A 17,508-nucleotide genomic window follows, 5' to 3' on the forward strand; every position below is an offset into this window, starting at 1 on the left:
ACCTTTGCTCGTTAATTAGCGGATTTGCTAGTGTTTATTAATCGCTTTATCTTGTTTACAAAAAAACAATTTAAAGCGAGATAGTTTCAATGAGCGAAAGTGTATAGATTAAAAATGACAAGCGTGTTGCGTAAAAAAGTCGATTTTATGACAGCGGTAATAAATTAGCCTTATTGGCTTATTTTACAATTCAGGGGTGAAAGTAGTGGGATTAAGTTTACAGGTAGGATTGTATTTCAATCAGGGTTTGTCGCCAATCTGTGTAGTTAATAGCAATGGGGTATGCGCTATTGTTTTTTATTAATACTAACGACGGAAAACCTTGAATAGGTAAACTGCGAACAAAGTTAAGCTCATCATCAAAGCGACGCTTAAGTTCCTTAGAGTGTAACTGCTGAGTAAATAAACAGGGATCTAAACCAATTTTTTCGCATAGTTTAATAAGCACGTCTTCATCCGATGGATTTTGCGCCTTTAAATAATACGCTTGTTGAATAGCGTCGATCATCTGTGGCTCTTTGTTAAAGCTACGAGCAATTACAGCCGCTCTGCAGGAGGGATAAGTAGAACGGCGCGGTTGGCATTCTCGCCAAAAATTAAAATTAAACTCAGTGCCTAATTGGTTGCTAATGTTTTGCCATATGCCTTGTAGTTGCAACTGCATATCGACACTCATTGGCTGGTCGCTATCAGCAGCTAAACCGCCGATTCTATATTCTATAGGCAGAATATTTGCTAGAGCCGATTCAAGTTTTTGCCACGTAGGCTTATATCCCCAGCACCAGCTACACATAGGATCATGCACATAAATAAGCTTATTGACTGACATACTCGCCATGCGCAAATATGACTTTATTGCGCCCTTGTGATTTTGCCTGATATAAATATTCATCGGCTTGTTTTAATGCACTGTCGTAGTCATCAATATGATTAGCTTGTGCAATGCCAATGCTGCAAGTTAACGATACTCGTTGTTGTTTATCAGTTAATATTACATGATGTTGCACGCATTCTCTAAAACGATTAGCCAAAATACTGGCTTCTATGGTGGTCATCTGCGGTAAAATAACCACAAACTCTTCGCCACCATAACGGGCTTTAAGGGCGGTTGCAGAAAATTGCGACTCTAATAATTTAGTAAACTCTATTAATACGGTATCGCCAAAATCATGGCCGTAGGTGTCGTTTAATTGTTTAAAGTTATCTAAATCAATAAGTAGAATAGACAGCGGCAAATAATGCGCTGGCCTTGCAGCAGCAAGCTTTAAAAAATGTGATGTAATAAAACGACGATTAGGCGCCCCTGTAAGCTGATCGGTATACGCGTGTTGTTTTTGCTCTAAAGTTACATCGGCAATGGCAAGGTGGCTACGGTGACGAAAATACTCACCGATAAAAGAAAAAACCAGCACTAATGAAAACGCAGCAATAAAGCGGGTTTTTTCTACCACGCCATAAGCGACTTGGCCTATGTCTGGCCCATAAAGTAGTGCAGCACAACTCAATAACATGCTACCACTCAACCAAGCTCCAAATTTTACGCCGAGAATGGCAAATGCGGCAACAGGATAAAACATTAGCCAATATAAGGCGGTGTTTTCTTTACCGCCGGTGTATACCAATGCTAAACACATCAAAAATACAATCATCAAAGTAATTAGCGCGATAGCATTAAGATGTTTGGTTTTTATAAAATAAACAATACACCCTACAATGGTTACATTTACTGAAACTAACGCGACAGTTAACATGGGCGCATAAACACCATGGTTTGCAATCACTAAATAAGTAATTAACACCAAGGCAATCGTTATCATGGTAAATAACGAAAACACTTGGCGCTGTCTATCAAAGCTATAAACACTATCAATATTGATTAAACTGAGCCAGTTTGGTTTATTTATTTTTGTTTTACTGCTCATACTTTGAATTTTTTAACCATCCGCTCTAAGTCACTGAATTGATGTTTGAGCTTAGTGCACTCTTCTAAAGTAAGGTTAAGGTTAGATTGACCTTGAATCGATAGGTCGCTAATAACATGGATATCTGAGTGTAATGATTTAACAACTTGATTTTGCTCATCAGTAGCATTAGCCACACTATGATTAGCGTCGGTTATTTGCTTTATCGCACTAATTATTTGTTTCATTACATCGCCAACTGCATCAGCTTGCTGAACACTTTTTTCACTTTCTTCTAAACTGGTTTTCATCAGCTCAACGGCAGAGCTTGAGCCTTTTTGTAGTTCAATTACCGTATCTTCAATTTCTTGGGTTGATTGCTGTGTTCGTTGTGCTAATTGCCTGACTTCATCAGCAACAACGGCAAACCCTCTTCCCGCTTCACCTGCACGTGCCGCTTCTATTGCCGCATTTAAAGCAAGCAAGTTAGTTTGTTCACTCACGCCTTTGATTACGGCAAGTACATTACCGATATTAGCAGTATGTGAATCTAAACTATTAATTGTTTCTTGTGCTTGCTCTATATTTTGCGAAAGTTGATGAATGCTCGATACGTTATTCGTTAGTGTTTGCTGATTTTTAGCGCAATATTGATCAGCATCTTTAGCAAGTGTTGAGGCATTACTTGCACTAGTTGAAATTTCTGTTGCGGTGGCTGAAAACTGGTTAATTGCCGATGCCACACTATTGGTACGTTCACTTTGGTCGTCGTACATAGTTAATGTTGAATCTGTTTGGGTAACAAGTTTAGCAACCGCGGTTTCTAGCAACTGTGTTGAAGACTTAACTTGAACAATTGAATTTTGAATTTTTTCTATAAAAATATTAAATGAATTACTTAACTGACCAAATTCATCATCATTTTCTACACTGAGGCGACGAGTTAAATCACCTTCACCTTGGGCTATATCTCTAATAGCATCGTTTAAGCGATACATAGGACGCATTAAGTAACGTAATAAAAGCTGTAGCGCAAAAACAATGACTAAGGTTCCCACTATTAAATAAATCAGTGCTTTTTGACCAAATGCCGACACACTTTCGAAGGCCGTGTCTTTATTGATCACCGCCCCTAAGTACCAATCAACATTTTCTATGCCTTGAATTTTGGTAAATGACACTAAAACAGTTTCATTAGCAACTTGGTGCTCTGTAAAAGTATCGATTAGCTCAATGTCTTTACCAAATAATTCAGTGAGCGCTTTTGAATTTAACTCACTGTTTGGGTGGCTCAATATTTGGCCCTTTTGGTCTAACAAAAAACCATAGCCAAGCCCTAGAAAATCAATATTATTGATAATTTTAGCAATGGTTTGCATATCGATATCAGCGCCTGCAACTCCTTTAAATTGACCATTAATATTTATGGGCGCAACGGCAGAGATAGTCAGTTCATTGGTGGTCACATCAATATAAGGCGTGGTAAATGCAGTGTTAGTTTTGTTTTCAACTAATTTGTACCAGGGACGACTGGTTGCATCAAAATCGTCGGGTAAAATGACGCTTTGGTCATTTAAAATAAACGCACCTGAGGATTCGCCTATGTAGGTATTTTTAAAATCCCCCGCCATCTCTGCAGTATTTAATTGCGATAACGTGAGCGCTTTAGCATCCTCAACTTGATAGGTTTTTGCTAGCGAGATAACAATGGCTAACTTATTATTCAGCCAGCTTGCTATGTTTTGCGAAACAGACTGGGAACTTTGCTTTAATACTAATGATAGCTGCTCTTGGGTTTGATGACGCATTGAAAAGTAGTTGTTTATAGTGAAAATACCTAACACTAAAACTAACACTAATGACGCAGCGATGGTGATTTTGGAGGTGAATTTTAGCGAGCTAAACATAAGTACCTTAAGAATTAATCATTATTATCACTGTCTTTTTAACAAATTTTTAACTGAAAGTCTTAGCAAATGTGAACTAAGATTGATTAAATATCAAAAAACAATAATAAAGGATTATTTTTAATAAATAGCAAAAATTAATCAGGTGATATTTTTGACAAAAGTAGTCTAACTAGTTGCAAAGAATAACTCTGTGCAACTAAGCTTCTGAAGAACATAAAAGGATAGAAATTTGAATTTTTAATGACGTTATACTGAGTAATTATTATCTAAATCACTTTTGCCATTTCATTTTATTATTAGTATCGCGTGAGGAAATAATGGTTTCATCACTGCTTTGAATCCCGCCCAATTTAGAGAGTCGGTCATAAAGAACAACATTACAGGTTGCCGCTAAATTCATACAACCTATAGTTGGGATATACACAACTTCGTCGCACCATTTTAAAACGTCTTTAGGCACAGAGCCATCTTCTGGACCAAACACATAAAATGCGTTCTGAGGATGAGTAAACTCGGGTAAAGGAGTGGCACCTTCAATTAACTCAATTACCACTACTTTTGCGTCTTGTGGTTTAACTGATGCTAAATTGTCGGTGGCGGTTAATGGAATACGTTGCACCACATTTTTCGTATCAGTATGAAATTTTTGTGCATTTAAATAACGGTTGCCGGTAAAAAACACCTGCTTGGCGTCATAACAACCTGCTGCGCGTAATACACCACCCACATTGGTTGGGCTTTTAGGGTTTATTAAACCAATACTTGCTTGTAACTTACTCACTAGTTGCAATCCTTGGTTGGCCACTCGGCAATATACAAGTCAAAATCTTCCAGTTTTACATCACAATCTTTTACTGTTTTATCTTTGACTGAAATATTTAGCTCATGCATTTTAGTTTTATCGCCGTTATTAAGTAACGGATGCCACGTTGCTAAACCGCGCCCTTCATGAAGTCGGCGATAGCTACAGCTTTGGGGCATGAAAAAGATGTCTTTTAGGTTTTCTTTAGTGAGCTTAACGCACGAAGGGACTAAGGTTTGACGGTTTTCGTATTCACTACAGCCACAGGTATTGTTATCAAGATATTGACAAACAATGTTGGTAAATATTAGTTGCTCGCCTTCTCTTAGCTGATCAGTAGCAGTAAAGTCATCTTCGTCTTCACTGTCAATAAAGGTGTTTAAACAACACTTTCCACATCCATCACAAATGGCTTCCCATTCTTGCTGGTTCATTTCATTCAGGCTTTTACTAAGCCAAAATTGGGTATTTGCTAATTGTTGATCAAACATGGTGTTCTCGCCCCTTTTAAGAGCGCGCATTCTAACGTATTGCAGCAAAGCGCGCAAAGCCAATCCCTAATATCTGCATGGCTTCGCGCGATTTTATTACTGCTGAGATTTAACCCAACGTTTAATTTTTTGCTCAAGGATAGGCATAGGTAATGCACCATCAATCAATATTTGCGTATGAAACGCTTTAATATCGAATTGCTCACCTAATTGCTGGTGGGCGTAATCTCTGAGCTCTTTAATTTTAAACTCACCCAATTTGTACGATAATGCTTGCCCAGGCCATGCGATATAGCGCTCAACTTCAGCAATAACATCACTTTTTGCCATTGAAGAATTTGCTAGCATGTAATCAATGCCCTGTTGACGTGTCCAACCTTTGGCATGAAAACCTGTATCAAGCACTAATCGCATCGCTCTTAACTGCTCATCGTTAAGACGCCCATACCACATATACGGATCGGTAAATAAACCCAGTTCTTTGCCTAAGCTTTCTGCGTATAATGCCCAGCCCTCAGCAAACACCGTGTAGCCGCCGAATTTACGAAAATCGGGCAAGCTTTGCACCTCTTGTTGCAGCGCTATTTGAAAGTGATGCCCCGGAGCGGCTTCATGAATAGACAGCGTTTCGAGTAAGAACTTAGGCTGTGCTTTTAAGTTGTATGTATTGATATAAAATATACCTGGGCGCGAACCATCAGGAGCTGGTCCTGCATACGACGCTCCCGCAGCCGATTGGGCTCGATAGGCTTCAACCGCTTTGACAATATAAGGAGCCTTAGGCTCAACATTAAATAACTTTGGTAAGCGGGCGTCTATTTTTACTTTAATTTGTTCATAGGCGGCAATTAACTCATCGGCTGTTTTATAATAAAACTCATCTGAGTCACGTAAGTGGTTAAAAAAGGCTGATAATTCTCCTTCAAATCCTACGGTTTCTTTAACCGTTTCCATCTCACTTAAGATTCTTGCCACTTCACTTAAGCCAATCTCATGAATTTCATCAGCAGATAAGCTTAACGTGGTGTTTTTCTTTATTTGGTATTCGTACCATGCTTTACCATTGGGTAAATCAGCATAACCAACAGAATCGCGGGCATAAGGAATATAATCGTTAAGTAAGAAATCGCTCATTCGCTGATATGCAGGCACTAATTTATCTAAAATCAATGTTGTATACTGCGATCTTAACTGTTGCTTTTCATCAGCTGAAAAAGAATCGGGCATGGCTTTAATGGGCGAATAAAAGAGAGAATCTTCTGCGCTTGTAACAACATGCGCTTTAAATTGCGGGAGTAATTTTTTTGCTAATGGCATAGGCAGTACCACATTGTTTTTAACGCCTTGCGCCATTGATTGTTCAACACTTGCAAGCCATTTAACGAAACCTTCGGCACGCTTAATAAATTTTTGGTAGTCGGCAACAGTATTAAAAGGCTGAGCACTTTGCCCTGAACCAAATCCAGCGAAGGTATTATGCGCACCCGACATTTGATTTATCGGTAATAAATAATTTTTATATTGCATCCCCTCAAGCTTGAGGGCTAAATCTCGGGATAATACTTCAAAATTCAGTAGCGCTTGACCGGTCAGTTGTGATTCATCAATCAGCGTTAAGCGTTGTTGATATTTTTTGTAAAATGCGGCTTTTTTATCGCGATTAAGCTGCGATATTTCAGGCAAAAATTGATCATCAAATTCATGGCGGCCATTGTAAGTAGCGCTTAATGGATTAAAAGCTAATGATTCATCGTAGTACTGAGCAACGATCACATCTAATTGCTGCTCAGCTGATAATTCGCTTATTACAGGTGCGACTGACTGATTTGTGTTTAATTGTGAGCTGGTGCTCATACAACCACTTAAGGCAAACATAACGCTACTGGCAACCAGTGCTATTTTAATAACTTTCATAAATTCCCTTGTTAGTTTTTACCCGCCAATTATGCGGTTTTAAATAGCTTAAATAAAGCAATTATGGTCAATGCTATTCGTCGCTATATTATTTACTCAATAGCGCATGGTTGCTACATTCAAGTGAATGAAAATAATTATAATGACTTAAACATGAAAAAACATTTATTGACTCTATCAATCGCATTAATGAGCTTAACCAGTGCAAGTACACTAGCCACAACCTATATATCAGCCAAAGCTTTGCTTGATGTAGAAACTGGCGAGCTTAAAGCGAATCCGTTGATTGCTATAGAGGATGGCGTTATAAGCCAAATTCAATTTAATAAAAAGCCCAAGCTTAGCAGCAATGATGAACTAATAAACCTACCCACACTCACCCTAATTCCAGGATTAATGGACATGCATGTGCATTTAACCAGCGATCCAACCGTGTCTCGTAGTGAGCGTTTAGGCCAATCAGTTCCGCGTATGGCCATTAAAGCCAGCTATTTTGCTAAGCAAACCTTACAAGCAGGCTTTACCACAGTTCGTAACTTAGGTGCTGAAGGCTACAGTGTTATTGCGGTACGAGACGGTATTAATGCAGGCGATATTATTGGCCCACGCATTTGGGCTGCAGGCCCTTCATTGAGCATTACTGGTGGGCACTGCGATAATAATCGCTTACCTCCAGAGATGAAATATACTGCCACCGGCGTTGCGGATGGCCCGTGGGCTGTGCGTATTAAAGTGCGTGAAAATATTAAATATGGCGCCAATGCAATAAAACTCTGCGCCACGGGTGGGGTATTTTCTAAAGGAACAAAAGTAGGCATACAGCAATACGCCTTTGAAGAAATGAAAGCCATAGTTGATGAAGCACACATGCGTGAATTACCTGTTGCCGCTCACGCACATGGAACTAACGGCATTAAAACGGCCATTAAAGCCGGTGTAGATAGTGTTGAGCATGCTAGCTTTTTAGACGATGAAGCGATTGCGCTTGCAAAAGAGTACGGTACTTGGTTATCGATGGATATTTATAATACCGAATATACGCTGAGCTTTGGTGAGCAAAATGGCGTTGATGAAGAAAACCTAAATAAAGAACGCCTTGTATCAAAAAAACAACGCGATAGTTTTAAACGCGCTGTTGAGGCGGGTGTCAATATGGTGTTTGGTACCGACGCAGCTATTTATCCGCATGGTGATAATGCTAAACAGTTTTCCCGTATGGTTGAATTTGGTATGAGTGAATTACAAGCAATTCAAGCCGCAACCATTAACAGTGCTAAATTATTAAAGGCTGATAAACAGCTGGGGCAAATTAAAACCGGTTTTGCAGCTGATATTATAGCGGTAGACGCTAATCCACTGAAAAATATTTCTACGCTAGAGCGTATTCCTTTTGTAATGAAAGCCGGTGTCGTTTACAAGCAGTAAACCCAATACATCTTTATGAGGTTGAGCTTAGCTCAACCTTAACAATCTTTTAGCCAATGTAACTAAACTGCCCATTTAATCGTCAATACTTTATTAAAACTCCCTCTTAGTTAGGCCAACTTACACGTGCTATATCCCGTTCACGACTTTTATTTGCTTGTTTTTAGAACGCCATGCTCAATAAGCAAGCAAATAACTCATAAATAACAAAAAAAATGAACTTTTTATTTAATTTTAAAATGATAACCATTATCATTCGCGCAAATTAACAAATGCGAATGGTTATCAGTTTATGAAAAGATTTCAATACTCTCTCCTCTCTTTAGCGTTTTTAAACGCAAATTTAGCAATAGCAAGCGAGTCACAAGTTAATTCAGATATTGAAAGAATTAGCGTTTACGAGCAACAAAATCGAGTGGTGATGAGTTCAGGTTTAGCGACTAAATCAGATATGTCACTTATGGAAACCCCTGCACCCGTGGTCATTGTTGATAAAGCGCTGATTGAATCACAAGGTATTGATAGTCTTCAGGATGTGATCCGCAATGTGAGTGGCTTAACTCAAGCGGGGAATAACTATGGCATTGGTGATAACTTAGTTATTCGTGGCTTGGGCGCTAATTACACTTATGATGGCATGTATGGCGGCGCAGGCTTAGGCAATACATTTAACCCTACTCGTTCTTTAACCAATGTTGAATCGATCGAAGTATTAAAGGGCCCTGCAACTGGCTTATATGGTATGGGTAGCGCCGGTGGTGTGATCAATCTTATTGAAAAGAAACCCCAATTTAACGAGCAACATACGCTAGAAATAGATATCGGTCAGTGGGATAGTTATTCACTTGCACTAGATAGCACCAATGCAATAACCGATGATTTAGCTTATCGGGTAATGGCCAAAACCGCCTCTAGCGATGGCTTTCGTGATTTAAAAGAGCAGCGCGATGAAATTTATTCGTCTTTAAAATATGTGCTTAATGACCTGCAATCTTTTGTATTGTCTGGGGCATATGTTAAAGATGCTATTGCAGTGGATTCTATTGGCCACCCTATTCGTATCTTTAATAGTGAATCGGTTAACGGTTTAACCGCTGGAGAAGTATCAGGCGCCGATTTAGTTAATGACCCTACAGCAAGTGGCATACAATTGAGTGAAGCACAACGAAATGAACTGGCTAATTCGTTGGCAAATAACGATGGCCTGACACCCTTTAACTTTGGTACCAATGGCATAATATCACCGATGGCAAAGGATAACGAAGGTGAAGAGTTGCGTTTTAAATTAGCGCATAACTATTACATTAGTGATAATTTATTTTTAAATCAACAGCTACAGTATCGTAATTACACCTCAAGCTTTGCTCGCCAAACAGGTGCTTATAATTATGTGTACTGGAACCGACGCGGTGTAATTAACCAAGACCCACGCGCACCGTTAGTTGTAGATAATGTATTACACCCTTTTGCAGCCAGACGCCAAGAATATCGCCAAGTAGAAGCAGATGAGAAATCATGGCAATACTTTTTAGATTTACGTTATGACTTTATGCTGGGCAATATAGAAAACGAATTACTGGTTAATGCCAACTACGAAGACCGAGATATTCGTTTTAAACAATACTCCATTTATGATGCCGATAAGGTTATTAAAAACAGAGACGGTGAAGTGATTTACCAAGGTGCACTACCGTACATTTTTGATATGCGTCAACCAAATTGGCCGACAGGTGAATTTGCTGATTATGATCCGCTTAAAACCAGTGATTACAATAAAAAAGTACAAGCTTGGGGCGTAGGCCTTCAGCATGTTGCTTATATTAATGACAAAATCACCACTCGTATTGGGGTTGCTCACAATCGTATTAAACAAAGTTACGAGCACTTTGGAGTTGATCCACGTTATAGCCAAAGCCGCGCAAATCCAACGCCTGAAGCAAACACATCAGACAGTGGTTTAACATATAACTTAGGTGCTACTTATCAAGTAAACGCTGATATGGCTTTGTTTTTAAATCACTCAAAAGGACGCACTGCTTACAGTGTTCTTGGCTCTGTTGCTGGTAATGAAGCTGATAGAGAAGACTCAGAATCAGTGAGTAACGATTTAGGCTTTCGATTTAAGGCATTTGATGACCAATTACTGGCATCTATTGTGGTATTTGAAAGTGCCCGCACTAATTTAGAATACGCCAACCCTCTTTATGAAGCCGGTGTGTCAGCACCTAACGTAGTAGAGAGCTTTTTTGATGGCGAAGAACAAACAAAAGGTGTAGAAATTGATTTAAATGCGTATTTGAACGATCAATGGAAAGTTAATATTAACGGTGTTTATCAAGACGCCCGCGATAAAACCAACCCAAACAGCTCAAGTTTTGATACCCGCCAAAAAGGGGTGCCTTATGTAACGGCAAGTTCATGGGTTACTTACTCAGCGGCGTTGTTTGAATTACCTCACGCAGTAGATTTAAGCGCAGGCTTAACATTTGTTGATAAACGCAGTACTAACTCAAGTTCATTCGGTATTGATAATGGCTACGTACCCGCTTATACCGTATATGATGCTGCCGTTAGCTATAAAGCTGATAACTGGCAGATGCAGTTAAACATTAATAACCTGTTTAATAAAAAATACTATTCTAAAGCCATGTTTTTAGGCGGAATGCCAGGTGAAGAACGTAATGCAAAGCTAAGCTTTAGTTACACACTTTAATAGTTTAATAATTTAAAAAGCACGGTATTTCAATTGAGATACCGTGCTTTTTTCATGTAAAAACTTAATATTAAATCGTAACAACTATGCGGCCGTTTATTTCGCCTTTAAGCATGTCATCAAAAATTTCATTAATATCTTCAAGTTTTTTCTCTTCAATGATGGCTTTTACTTTGCCTTGCGCAGCAAATTCAAGGCATTCTTGTAAATCTTTACGCGTACCTACAATAGAACCTACTACTGATACACCATTCAGTACGGTGTCAAAAATTGGCAGTGGCATATCCTCTGGTGGCAAACCAACTAATACACATTTGCCCCCACGGCGAACACTTTTATATGCTTGTTCAAACCCTGGTTTTGATACTGCGGTACAAACAACAGCATGCGCGCCACCTACTTGCTCAAAAATAGCTTCACTGGGCACCACTTCTTTAAAATCAAGTGTAATATCAGCACCTAACTCTTTAGCTAGCGCCATTTTCTGTTTGCCAGTATCAACAGCAATTACATTAAAGCCCATTGCTTTTGCATATTGCACCGCTAAGTGCCCTAAACCACCCACACCGACAATAGCAACCCATTGACCTGGTTTAGCGCCAGACACTTTTAATGCTTTGTACGTTGTTACGCCGGCACAAAATAACGGGGCAGCTTCAGCAAAACCTAAGCCTTCTGGTATTTTGATGATGTAGTCACCATGTGCTAAACAATATTCTGCATACCCACCGTCAATAGAGTAACCAGTGTTATGTTGCGATAAACAAAGGGTTTCGCGTCCATCTAAACAAAACTCACAATGGCCACACGCACTGTAAAGCCATGGTACGCCTACTCTATCGCCCACTTCTAAGTGCTTAATATTACTGCCTAGTTTTTCTATTACGCCTACACCTTCATGCCCTGGTACTAAAGGCATTTTTGGTTTTACTGGCCAATCACCATGACACGCATGTAAATCGGTGTGACACACACCACAAGCGGCTATTTTTACCAGCACATCGTTAAGACCTACTTCTGGGATAGGTAAATCGGTGATCGCTAACTTGCCTTTGTATTCTGTATTAATTGCTGCTTTCATAGTCATTCCATCGTTTATAAAAAATTATGCTATTTAACATGGGTGTTAAACAACAATGTCATGTTGCATACCCGCAACATACCTCACTATAAATGCTTAAATATTAATCTATATCAATCATTAGTCGTAAAACGTAGTTTTTTATCCCAGCTTAAGTCTTGCCATACTTAACCAGCGTGCTAGCATAGATTTCATTTATTTTTGAAACTTGTAACAATGACATTATCAGAAAAAAACTTTGCCTTTGTAATGCATTGTGGTGAGATGGGCAGCCGCTGGGGATTTAACCGCACCATTGGCCAAATGTGTGGATTATTAATTATCACTAAAGACCCCATGACAGCAAACCAAATTGCCGAGGCACTGAGTATCTCGCGCGGCAACGTCAGCATGGGAATTAAAGAGTTACAATCTTGGCAGCTGATCAAAGTAATGCATATCCCAGGGGATCGAAAAGAGTACTATGCCCCTGCAGGCGATATTTGGGATATGGCAAATCGCGTATTTGAAGAACGTAAAAAACGTGAAGTTGAGCCTACACTGAGCTTACTTAGAGATAATTTACTGGACGAAGCAAGTAACGACGATGAAATTTATGCTCAAAAACAAATGGGCGAAATCCATAACTTACTTGAAACAGTAACTAAATGGTCCTCAGAATTACAACGTTTAACTCCTGAGCAGCTTAATAAGCTAATGAAACTAGGTTCAGGGATTGGCAAAGTCATTGACCTAAAAGATAAAATATTTAAAAAAGAAATTTAGTCGATATGTAACTCAACAAAAAAGCCGCAATTTGCGGCTTTTTTTAGTTATTTGCTTTAGCTTAAATCTTTGGGTAAGCAATTCTATCTGACAAATAGCCCACGCTAGTTGCAAAGTAATATGACCGATTCCAGTGCATAAATACCTTGTAGTTGTCGTATGCTAAATACATGCGCCCATTTACATCATCAGGCATCACTAGTGCAGCATCCACAGCAACATTTGGTAAATCGCTGCCATCAGCACGACGAACCCCTAATGCTTGCCAGTCAGCGAGTGAGCGCTCTGAATTGTTCCAATATTCAAGCCATTGCTTACGTGTTTTAGTACCGCGCTTTAAAATATACTGCTGATCAAAATTAGCAGGTAATTGAACTTGGCGACCCCAGGTTAAGTTGTCATTCCAGCCCTCTTGCTTTAAGTAATTAGCAATAGAGGCAAACGCGTCTTCCTTAGTTGTCCAAATATCTTTGCGACCATCATTGTTGTAATCTACAGCATAGGCATTAAATGAGGTTGGCATAAATTGAGTTTGCCCCATTGCACCTGCCCATGAGCCTTTAAATTTATCAAGCGTAATATGACCCGACTTTAATATATCCAGTGCTGCCCATAATTGGCGTTTGTATAGTGCTTCACGGCGTCCATCAAATGCTAGTGTTACCAACGATGAAATCACGTTGTGGCCACCTTGAATGGCACCAAAATTACTCTCTAAGCCCCAAATAGCCACGATAAAGCGTGCTTGAACACCAAAGTCTTTTGCGACCTTCTCTAAAACTTCTTGGTTTTCTTTATATAATTTACGCGCACGATCAATTTTCCATTGAGGCACACGTTTTGGTAAATATGTTTCCAGTGTTTCTTTTACTTCAGGCTGATTTTTATCTGCAGAAATCACTTTTTCTTTATAAGATGCAGTGGCAAATGCTTGCTCAATTAACTGAGTATCGTAGCCTTTAGCTATTGCCTCTTGCTTTAAATTAGTAAGGTATTGTTGAAACTCAGCTTGGGTTTTTGCCATCACCGATGAGCTTAAACATACACCACACAATACAACTGCTAATTTTTTAATCACTATCTACTCCATTTTGTTTTCTTAATTGACTCAGCAAGTTTTCCTCTGGTGGCGGAATTTGTAAATAATAGCCTTGGTCGCTAAGCGACTGTTTTAAAGTGTCTAAATCCGCTACGCCTAATTGAGTTCGCTTAGCTAAGTTAATGATCATCACGTACTGAGGTTGACCAAACATGGCCATTAAAGGTTCCGGAACTTTACTAAAATCGTCTCTTTTTTCAATAAATAAGAAAGTATCTGCTTTTTTCTTACTTTTATATACCGCAGTTAGCATTATGGCCCTATAAAATCTTGCTTAACAGTGCTACACACTATAACATGGCAATAATAATAAGTTATAAAAATTAGTGTGGAAACTTTAATAAAAGCCTTGTTCAGCCTAGGTTTATATAAAGTTACATGCTAACTAGACAATCCAGTTGAGCATCTATGTCGGACCAAATTTTTGAGCTAAAAGGCAACCTTTTTACGTTATCAGTTTTACATCTTTATAGTACTGATATTAACCTTTTAGCAGAACAACTGTATGTAAAAATAGCCCAAGCCCCAAAATTCTTTGAGGGTGCCCCCATTGTCGTTAATTTAATTGAAGTAAAAAACAGTACAATCGACTTTGTTCATTTAAAATCACTTATTGAACGCATGAGCTTTAATGCGGTGGGTGTATGTAATGGTTCGGATGAGCAACACAAACAAGCAAAAGCTGCAGGGTTATCTGTTTTAAACTATTCACAAGACGTTAAGAGTGAACCCGCAAGAGTGGAGCCTAATACGTCAGTGGTTGAAAAAACCGTGTATTTACCAGCACAAATTATTAATGGTGCAGTACGCTCAGGCCAACAAGTTTACGCCAAAGACCGTGATTTAGTGGTGTTAGGTGCAGTAAGCCATGGTGCAGAGGTGATTGCCGATGGTAATGTACACATTTATGGAACTCTACGCGGCCGTGCTATTGCCGGTGCAAAAGGGCTAGAAAACGCATATATATTTTGTAATAAATTAGAAGCAGAACTCGTTTCAATCAATGGTAATTACTGGATCAGTGACTCACTGCAAGGTGAACACTGGGGTAACGCAGTTCAAATACAACAAAAAAATGAATCTTTAGAAATTTCAGCTTTGGTTAAAGGATAAATCTCATGGCAAAAATAATTGTCGTTACCTCGGGTAAAGGGGGTGTTGGTAAAACAACATCAAGCGCAGCAATTGGTACAGGCTTAGCATTAAAAGGCTACAAAACTGTTATCATCGATTTTGATATCGGCTTACGTAATTTAGACCTAATTATGGGTTGTGAACGTCGCGTAGTGTATGACTTCGTTAATGTAATCAATGGCGAAGCCAACCTTAACCAAGCACTCATAAAAGATAAACGTGTAGAGAAGTTATTTTTACTTCCTGCATCACAAACACGCGATAAAGATGCACTCACACGCGAAGGTGTTGAACGTGTACTTAATGAGTTAAAAGAAGACTTTGACTACATAGTCTGTGATTCTCCGGCAGGTATTGAAGCCGGTGCAATGATGGCAATGTACTTTGCTGATGAAGCAATTGTAACCACTAATCCAGAGGTTTCATCAGTACGAGATTCTGATCGTATACTTGGAATTTTACACAGTAAATCTAAACGCGCCGAAGAAGGTTTAGAAAACATTAAAGAGCATTTGCTAATAACACGCTATAATCCAGATCGTGTAACAAAAGGTGAAATGCTATCTGTTGAAGATATCCAGGACATTTTAGCCATCGACTTACTAGGTGTCATTCCTGAATCTCAAGCAGTACTTAGTGCATCTAACTCAGGACAACCCGTTATCCTTGATAGCGAATCTGACGCAGGCCAAGCTTATGCCGATGCGATCAGTCGTTTATTAGGTGAAACGGTTGAATTTAGATTTTTAGATGTTGAGAAAAAGGGTTTATTCAAACGGATATTTGGAGGTTAATGTGTCTTTACTTGACTACTTCCGCTCAGAAAAGAAAAACAGTGCGTCATTAGCAAAAGAGCGATTGCAGATCATTGTCGCGCACGAACGTTCTCAGCGTGGTACACCTGATTACTTGCCGCAATTAAAGCAAGATATATTAGATGTCATTCGTAAGTACGTAAATGTAGGCGCCGATGCGGTTCAAGTTCAGTTTGATCAAAATGAAGACGATTTAGCCGTACTCGAGCTCAATGTCACATTACCTGACGAAGAAAAGAAATAACAAACAAGGGCGCTAAGCGCCCTTTTTATTTGTTTGTCACTCGCCTTTATGACTTTAATTATCCCACTCTTTAAGGGCATCTTTAACAAAGTCATAGCGCCATGAACTGAGTAAATCTGGCTTTATGTGATTTGCTTTTTGTTCATCCGTTAATTTCCAATTCCAACTAATTAGCTGATTAATTTGCTTTTTAGATGCCATGACGTCTTCTGGTATATTGTGCTCTTTAGCAACTTTCGTAATTTTTTGTTTGATTTCTTTCGCTACTTTTTTATACGTAGGAAAATCAATGAGACGTTTGAGTACTTGTGGGTGCTGTTCAGGTGGAACTGTTTTAGCCTGCTCAATGCACTTTAAAATTTCAACCCCTGAACGATTCACTTCAATAGGCTCAACACCCGGAATTTGTCTCAAGGCATTTAAACTTGAAGGACCTCGTTTAGCGATTTCAGTCATGTTATGCTCTTTTAGCACAAAGTTAAGCGCTAGATTTTTTCGAATTGCTTTATTTCTTCGCCACACAGCTAACTCTTTAAGTACCGCTAATTCATGCGGCTTAAGCTGCCATGCATTTTTAATCTCTTTATAAAGTAACTCATCTGGTGTTTGAAAAGCACGCTTGTTTGCCACTAATTCACTTTCATTGATCACAATGTCGAATAAATCAGCTGCTTTAATGCTGTCTATAATTAACTCAAAACAAGGCAGTAAGTGAAACGTATCGGCCGCAGCGTATTCAAGTTGTTTTTGAGTGAGAGGACGTTGTAACCAATTGGTGCGCGATTCACTTTTATCAATTTCAATATTCAATAAGGTTTTTACCATTAAGGCAAACCCCATACAGTTGCCCTCACCTAATAGCTGAAGTGCAAACTGAGTATCAAACAATGGATAAGGAACAAAACCTGCGTATTTTTGAAAAACCTCAATATCTTCAGAAGGAGAATGAAGTACTTTTAACACGTTTTGATCTTTAAGTATCTGCCAAAAATCAAATAAGGAAAGCTCTGCAAGCGGGTCGATGAGTGCTAAATGTTCGCCATCATAAACTTGAATGAGTGCAACTTCGGGATACAAAGTACGGCGGCGCATAAACTCGGTATCAATAGCAAGAATGGGTTTGTTTTTTATTTGTTCTACAAACGTATTTAGCTCATTTTGGGTTTGGATCAATTGGTAGTGCACTGAGTCTCCTACAATAAAAAAGCGCATAT

16 protein-coding genes are annotated in these 17,508 nt (G+C 39.0%); 6 read left to right on the top strand and 10 right to left on the bottom strand.

Annotation, left to right across the window (positions count from 1 at the left end):
* Positions 1 to 217: 217 nt before the first annotated feature.
* The 6 genes from P20311_RS07935 to P20311_RS07960 all read right to left on the bottom strand — a co-directional run bounded on the left by P20311_RS07935 (position 218) and on the right by P20311_RS07960 (position 7,018).
* On the bottom strand, positions 218 to 829 hold the full coding sequence (locus tag P20311_RS07935) for a DsbA family protein (RefSeq protein ID WP_008111506.1): 612 nt from the start codon (positions 827 to 829) through the stop codon (positions 218 to 220).
* Positions 816 to 1,922, bottom strand: coding sequence for a GGDEF domain-containing protein (locus P20311_RS07940; RefSeq protein WP_008111507.1), 1,107 nt, complete (start codon positions 1,920 to 1,922; stop codon positions 816 to 818). The genes P20311_RS07935 and P20311_RS07940 overlap by 14 nt, the downstream gene beginning before the upstream one ends.
* Entirely contained in the window at positions 1,919 to 3,808 is a 1,890-nt protein-coding gene (locus P20311_RS07945) for a methyl-accepting chemotaxis protein (protein ID WP_008111510.1), read from the bottom strand. The genes P20311_RS07940 and P20311_RS07945 overlap by 4 nt, the downstream gene beginning before the upstream one ends.
* 274 nt (positions 3,809 to 4,082) lie before the next feature.
* Positions 4,083 to 4,592 (bottom strand): RNA methyltransferase, encoded by a 510-nt coding sequence (locus P20311_RS07950; RefSeq protein ID WP_008111512.1) that lies wholly within the window; start codon positions 4,590 to 4,592, stop codon positions 4,083 to 4,085.
* Positions 4,592 to 5,104, bottom strand: coding sequence for a YcgN family cysteine cluster protein (locus P20311_RS07955; protein ID WP_008468055.1), 513 nt, complete (start codon positions 5,102 to 5,104; stop codon positions 4,592 to 4,594). Before P20311_RS07955 ends, P20311_RS07950 begins: the two co-directional genes overlap by 1 nt.
* 96 nt (positions 5,105 to 5,200) lie before the next feature.
* On the bottom strand, positions 5,201 to 7,018 hold the full coding sequence (locus P20311_RS07960; RefSeq protein ID WP_008111515.1) for a DUF885 family protein: 1,818 nt from the start codon (positions 7,016 to 7,018) through the stop codon (positions 5,201 to 5,203).
* Positions 7,019 to 7,171: 153 nt separating this feature from the next.
* On the opposite strand from P20311_RS07960, the gene P20311_RS07965 reads away from it, so the two are divergent.
* Both P20311_RS07965 and P20311_RS07970 read left to right on the top strand, forming a co-directional pair.
* Entirely contained in the window at positions 7,172 to 8,443 is a 1,272-nt protein-coding gene (locus P20311_RS07965) for an amidohydrolase family protein (RefSeq protein ID WP_036934326.1), read from the top strand.
* A gap of 292 nt (positions 8,444 to 8,735) precedes the next feature.
* Complete coding sequence (locus P20311_RS07970) at positions 8,736 to 11,156, top strand: TonB-dependent siderophore receptor (protein WP_008111518.1); 2,421 nt, start codon at positions 8,736 to 8,738, stop codon at positions 11,154 to 11,156.
* A gap of 70 nt (positions 11,157 to 11,226) precedes the next feature.
* Here P20311_RS07970 and adhP read toward each other — a convergent pair whose 3' ends face one another.
* Positions 11,227 to 12,237, bottom strand: a complete 1,011-nt coding sequence (adhP, locus tag P20311_RS07975) for an alcohol dehydrogenase AdhP (protein ID WP_008111520.1) — start codon at positions 12,235 to 12,237, stop codon at positions 11,227 to 11,229.
* Between the two features lie 216 nt (positions 12,238 to 12,453).
* Here adhP and P20311_RS07980 point away from each other — a divergent pair, with 216 nt between their 5' ends.
* Positions 12,454 to 13,002: a GbsR/MarR family transcriptional regulator gene (locus P20311_RS07980; protein ID WP_008111522.1), complete on the top strand. Its 549-nt coding sequence runs from the start codon at positions 12,454 to 12,456 to the stop codon at positions 13,000 to 13,002.
* Between the two features lie 61 nt (positions 13,003 to 13,063).
* Here the strand turns inward: P20311_RS07980 and P20311_RS07985 are convergent, their stop codons facing one another.
* Positions 13,064 to 14,080, bottom strand: a complete 1,017-nt coding sequence (locus P20311_RS07985; protein ID WP_008111524.1) for a lytic transglycosylase domain-containing protein — start codon at positions 14,078 to 14,080, stop codon at positions 13,064 to 13,066.
* The gene (locus P20311_RS07990; RefSeq protein WP_008111526.1) at positions 14,073 to 14,354 is read right to left on the bottom strand and encodes a YcgL domain-containing protein; all 282 of its coding nucleotides are present in this window, start codon (positions 14,352 to 14,354) and stop codon (positions 14,073 to 14,075) included. Before P20311_RS07990 ends, P20311_RS07985 begins: the two co-directional genes overlap by 8 nt.
* Positions 14,355 to 14,509: 155 nt before the next feature.
* Between P20311_RS07990 and minC the strand changes: the two genes are divergently transcribed.
* From minC to minE, 3 genes are read left to right on the top strand one after another with little or no spacing between them, the layout of a single operon-like run.
* Positions 14,510 to 15,214, top strand: a complete 705-nt coding sequence (gene minC / locus P20311_RS07995; protein ID WP_008111529.1) for a septum site-determining protein MinC — start codon at positions 14,510 to 14,512, stop codon at positions 15,212 to 15,214.
* Between the two features lie 5 nt (positions 15,215 to 15,219).
* Positions 15,220 to 16,029, top strand: coding sequence for a septum site-determining protein MinD (gene minD, locus P20311_RS08000; RefSeq protein ID WP_008111531.1), 810 nt, complete (start codon positions 15,220 to 15,222; stop codon positions 16,027 to 16,029).
* A gap of 1 nt (position 16,030) precedes the next feature.
* Complete coding sequence (gene minE / locus P20311_RS08005; RefSeq protein ID WP_008111532.1) at positions 16,031 to 16,294, top strand: cell division topological specificity factor MinE; 264 nt, start codon at positions 16,031 to 16,033, stop codon at positions 16,292 to 16,294.
* 54 nt (positions 16,295 to 16,348) lie between these two features.
* Here the strand turns inward: minE and rnd are convergent, their stop codons facing one another.
* Positions 16,349 to 17,479 carry a ribonuclease D gene (gene rnd / locus P20311_RS08010; RefSeq protein ID WP_036984984.1) on the bottom strand — a complete coding sequence of 377 codons (1,131 nt, stop codon included), beginning with the start codon at positions 17,477 to 17,479 and terminating at the stop codon, positions 16,349 to 16,351.
* Positions 17,480 to 17,508 lie beyond the last annotated feature (29 nt).

The organism is Pseudoalteromonas sp. BSi20311 (assembly GCF_000239875.1).
Taxonomy (GTDB): Bacteria; Pseudomonadota; Gammaproteobacteria; order Enterobacterales; family Alteromonadaceae; genus Pseudoalteromonas.

What these genes read in the sequence shown, in the direction of transcription:
- P20311_RS07935 (WP_008111506.1), bottom strand. Translation starts at nt 829, where the DNA reads ATGTCAGTCAATAAGCTTATTTATGTGCATGATCCTATGTGTAGCTGG.
- P20311_RS07940 (WP_008111507.1), bottom strand. Translation starts at nt 1,922, where the DNA reads ATGAGCAGTAAAACAAAAATAAATAAACCAAACTGGCTCAGTTTAATC.
- P20311_RS07945 (WP_008111510.1), bottom strand. Translation starts at nt 3,808, where the DNA reads ATGTTTAGCTCGCTAAAATTCACCTCCAAAATCACCATCGCTGCGTCA.
- P20311_RS07955 (WP_008468055.1), bottom strand. Translation starts at nt 5,104, where the DNA reads ATGTTTGATCAACAATTAGCAAATACCCAATTTTGGCTTAGTAAAAGC.
- P20311_RS07960 (WP_008111515.1), bottom strand. Translation starts at nt 7,018, where the DNA reads ATGAAAGTTATTAAAATAGCACTGGTTGCCAGTAGCGTTATGTTTGCC.
- P20311_RS07965 (WP_036934326.1), top strand. Translation starts at nt 7,172, where the DNA reads ATGAAAAAACATTTATTGACTCTATCAATCGCATTAATGAGCTTAACC.
- P20311_RS07970 (WP_008111518.1), top strand. Translation starts at nt 8,736, where the DNA reads ATGAAAAGATTTCAATACTCTCTCCTCTCTTTAGCGTTTTTAAACGCA.
- adhP (WP_008111520.1), bottom strand. Translation starts at nt 12,237, where the DNA reads ATGAAAGCAGCAATTAATACAGAATACAAAGGCAAGTTAGCGATCACC.
- P20311_RS07980 (WP_008111522.1), top strand. Translation starts at nt 12,454, where the DNA reads ATGACATTATCAGAAAAAAACTTTGCCTTTGTAATGCATTGTGGTGAG.
- P20311_RS07990 (WP_008111526.1), bottom strand. Translation starts at nt 14,354, where the DNA reads ATGCTAACTGCGGTATATAAAAGTAAGAAAAAAGCAGATACTTTCTTA.
- minC (WP_008111529.1), top strand. Translation starts at nt 14,510, where the DNA reads ATGTCGGACCAAATTTTTGAGCTAAAAGGCAACCTTTTTACGTTATCA.
- minD (WP_008111531.1), top strand. Translation starts at nt 15,220, where the DNA reads ATGGCAAAAATAATTGTCGTTACCTCGGGTAAAGGGGGTGTTGGTAAA.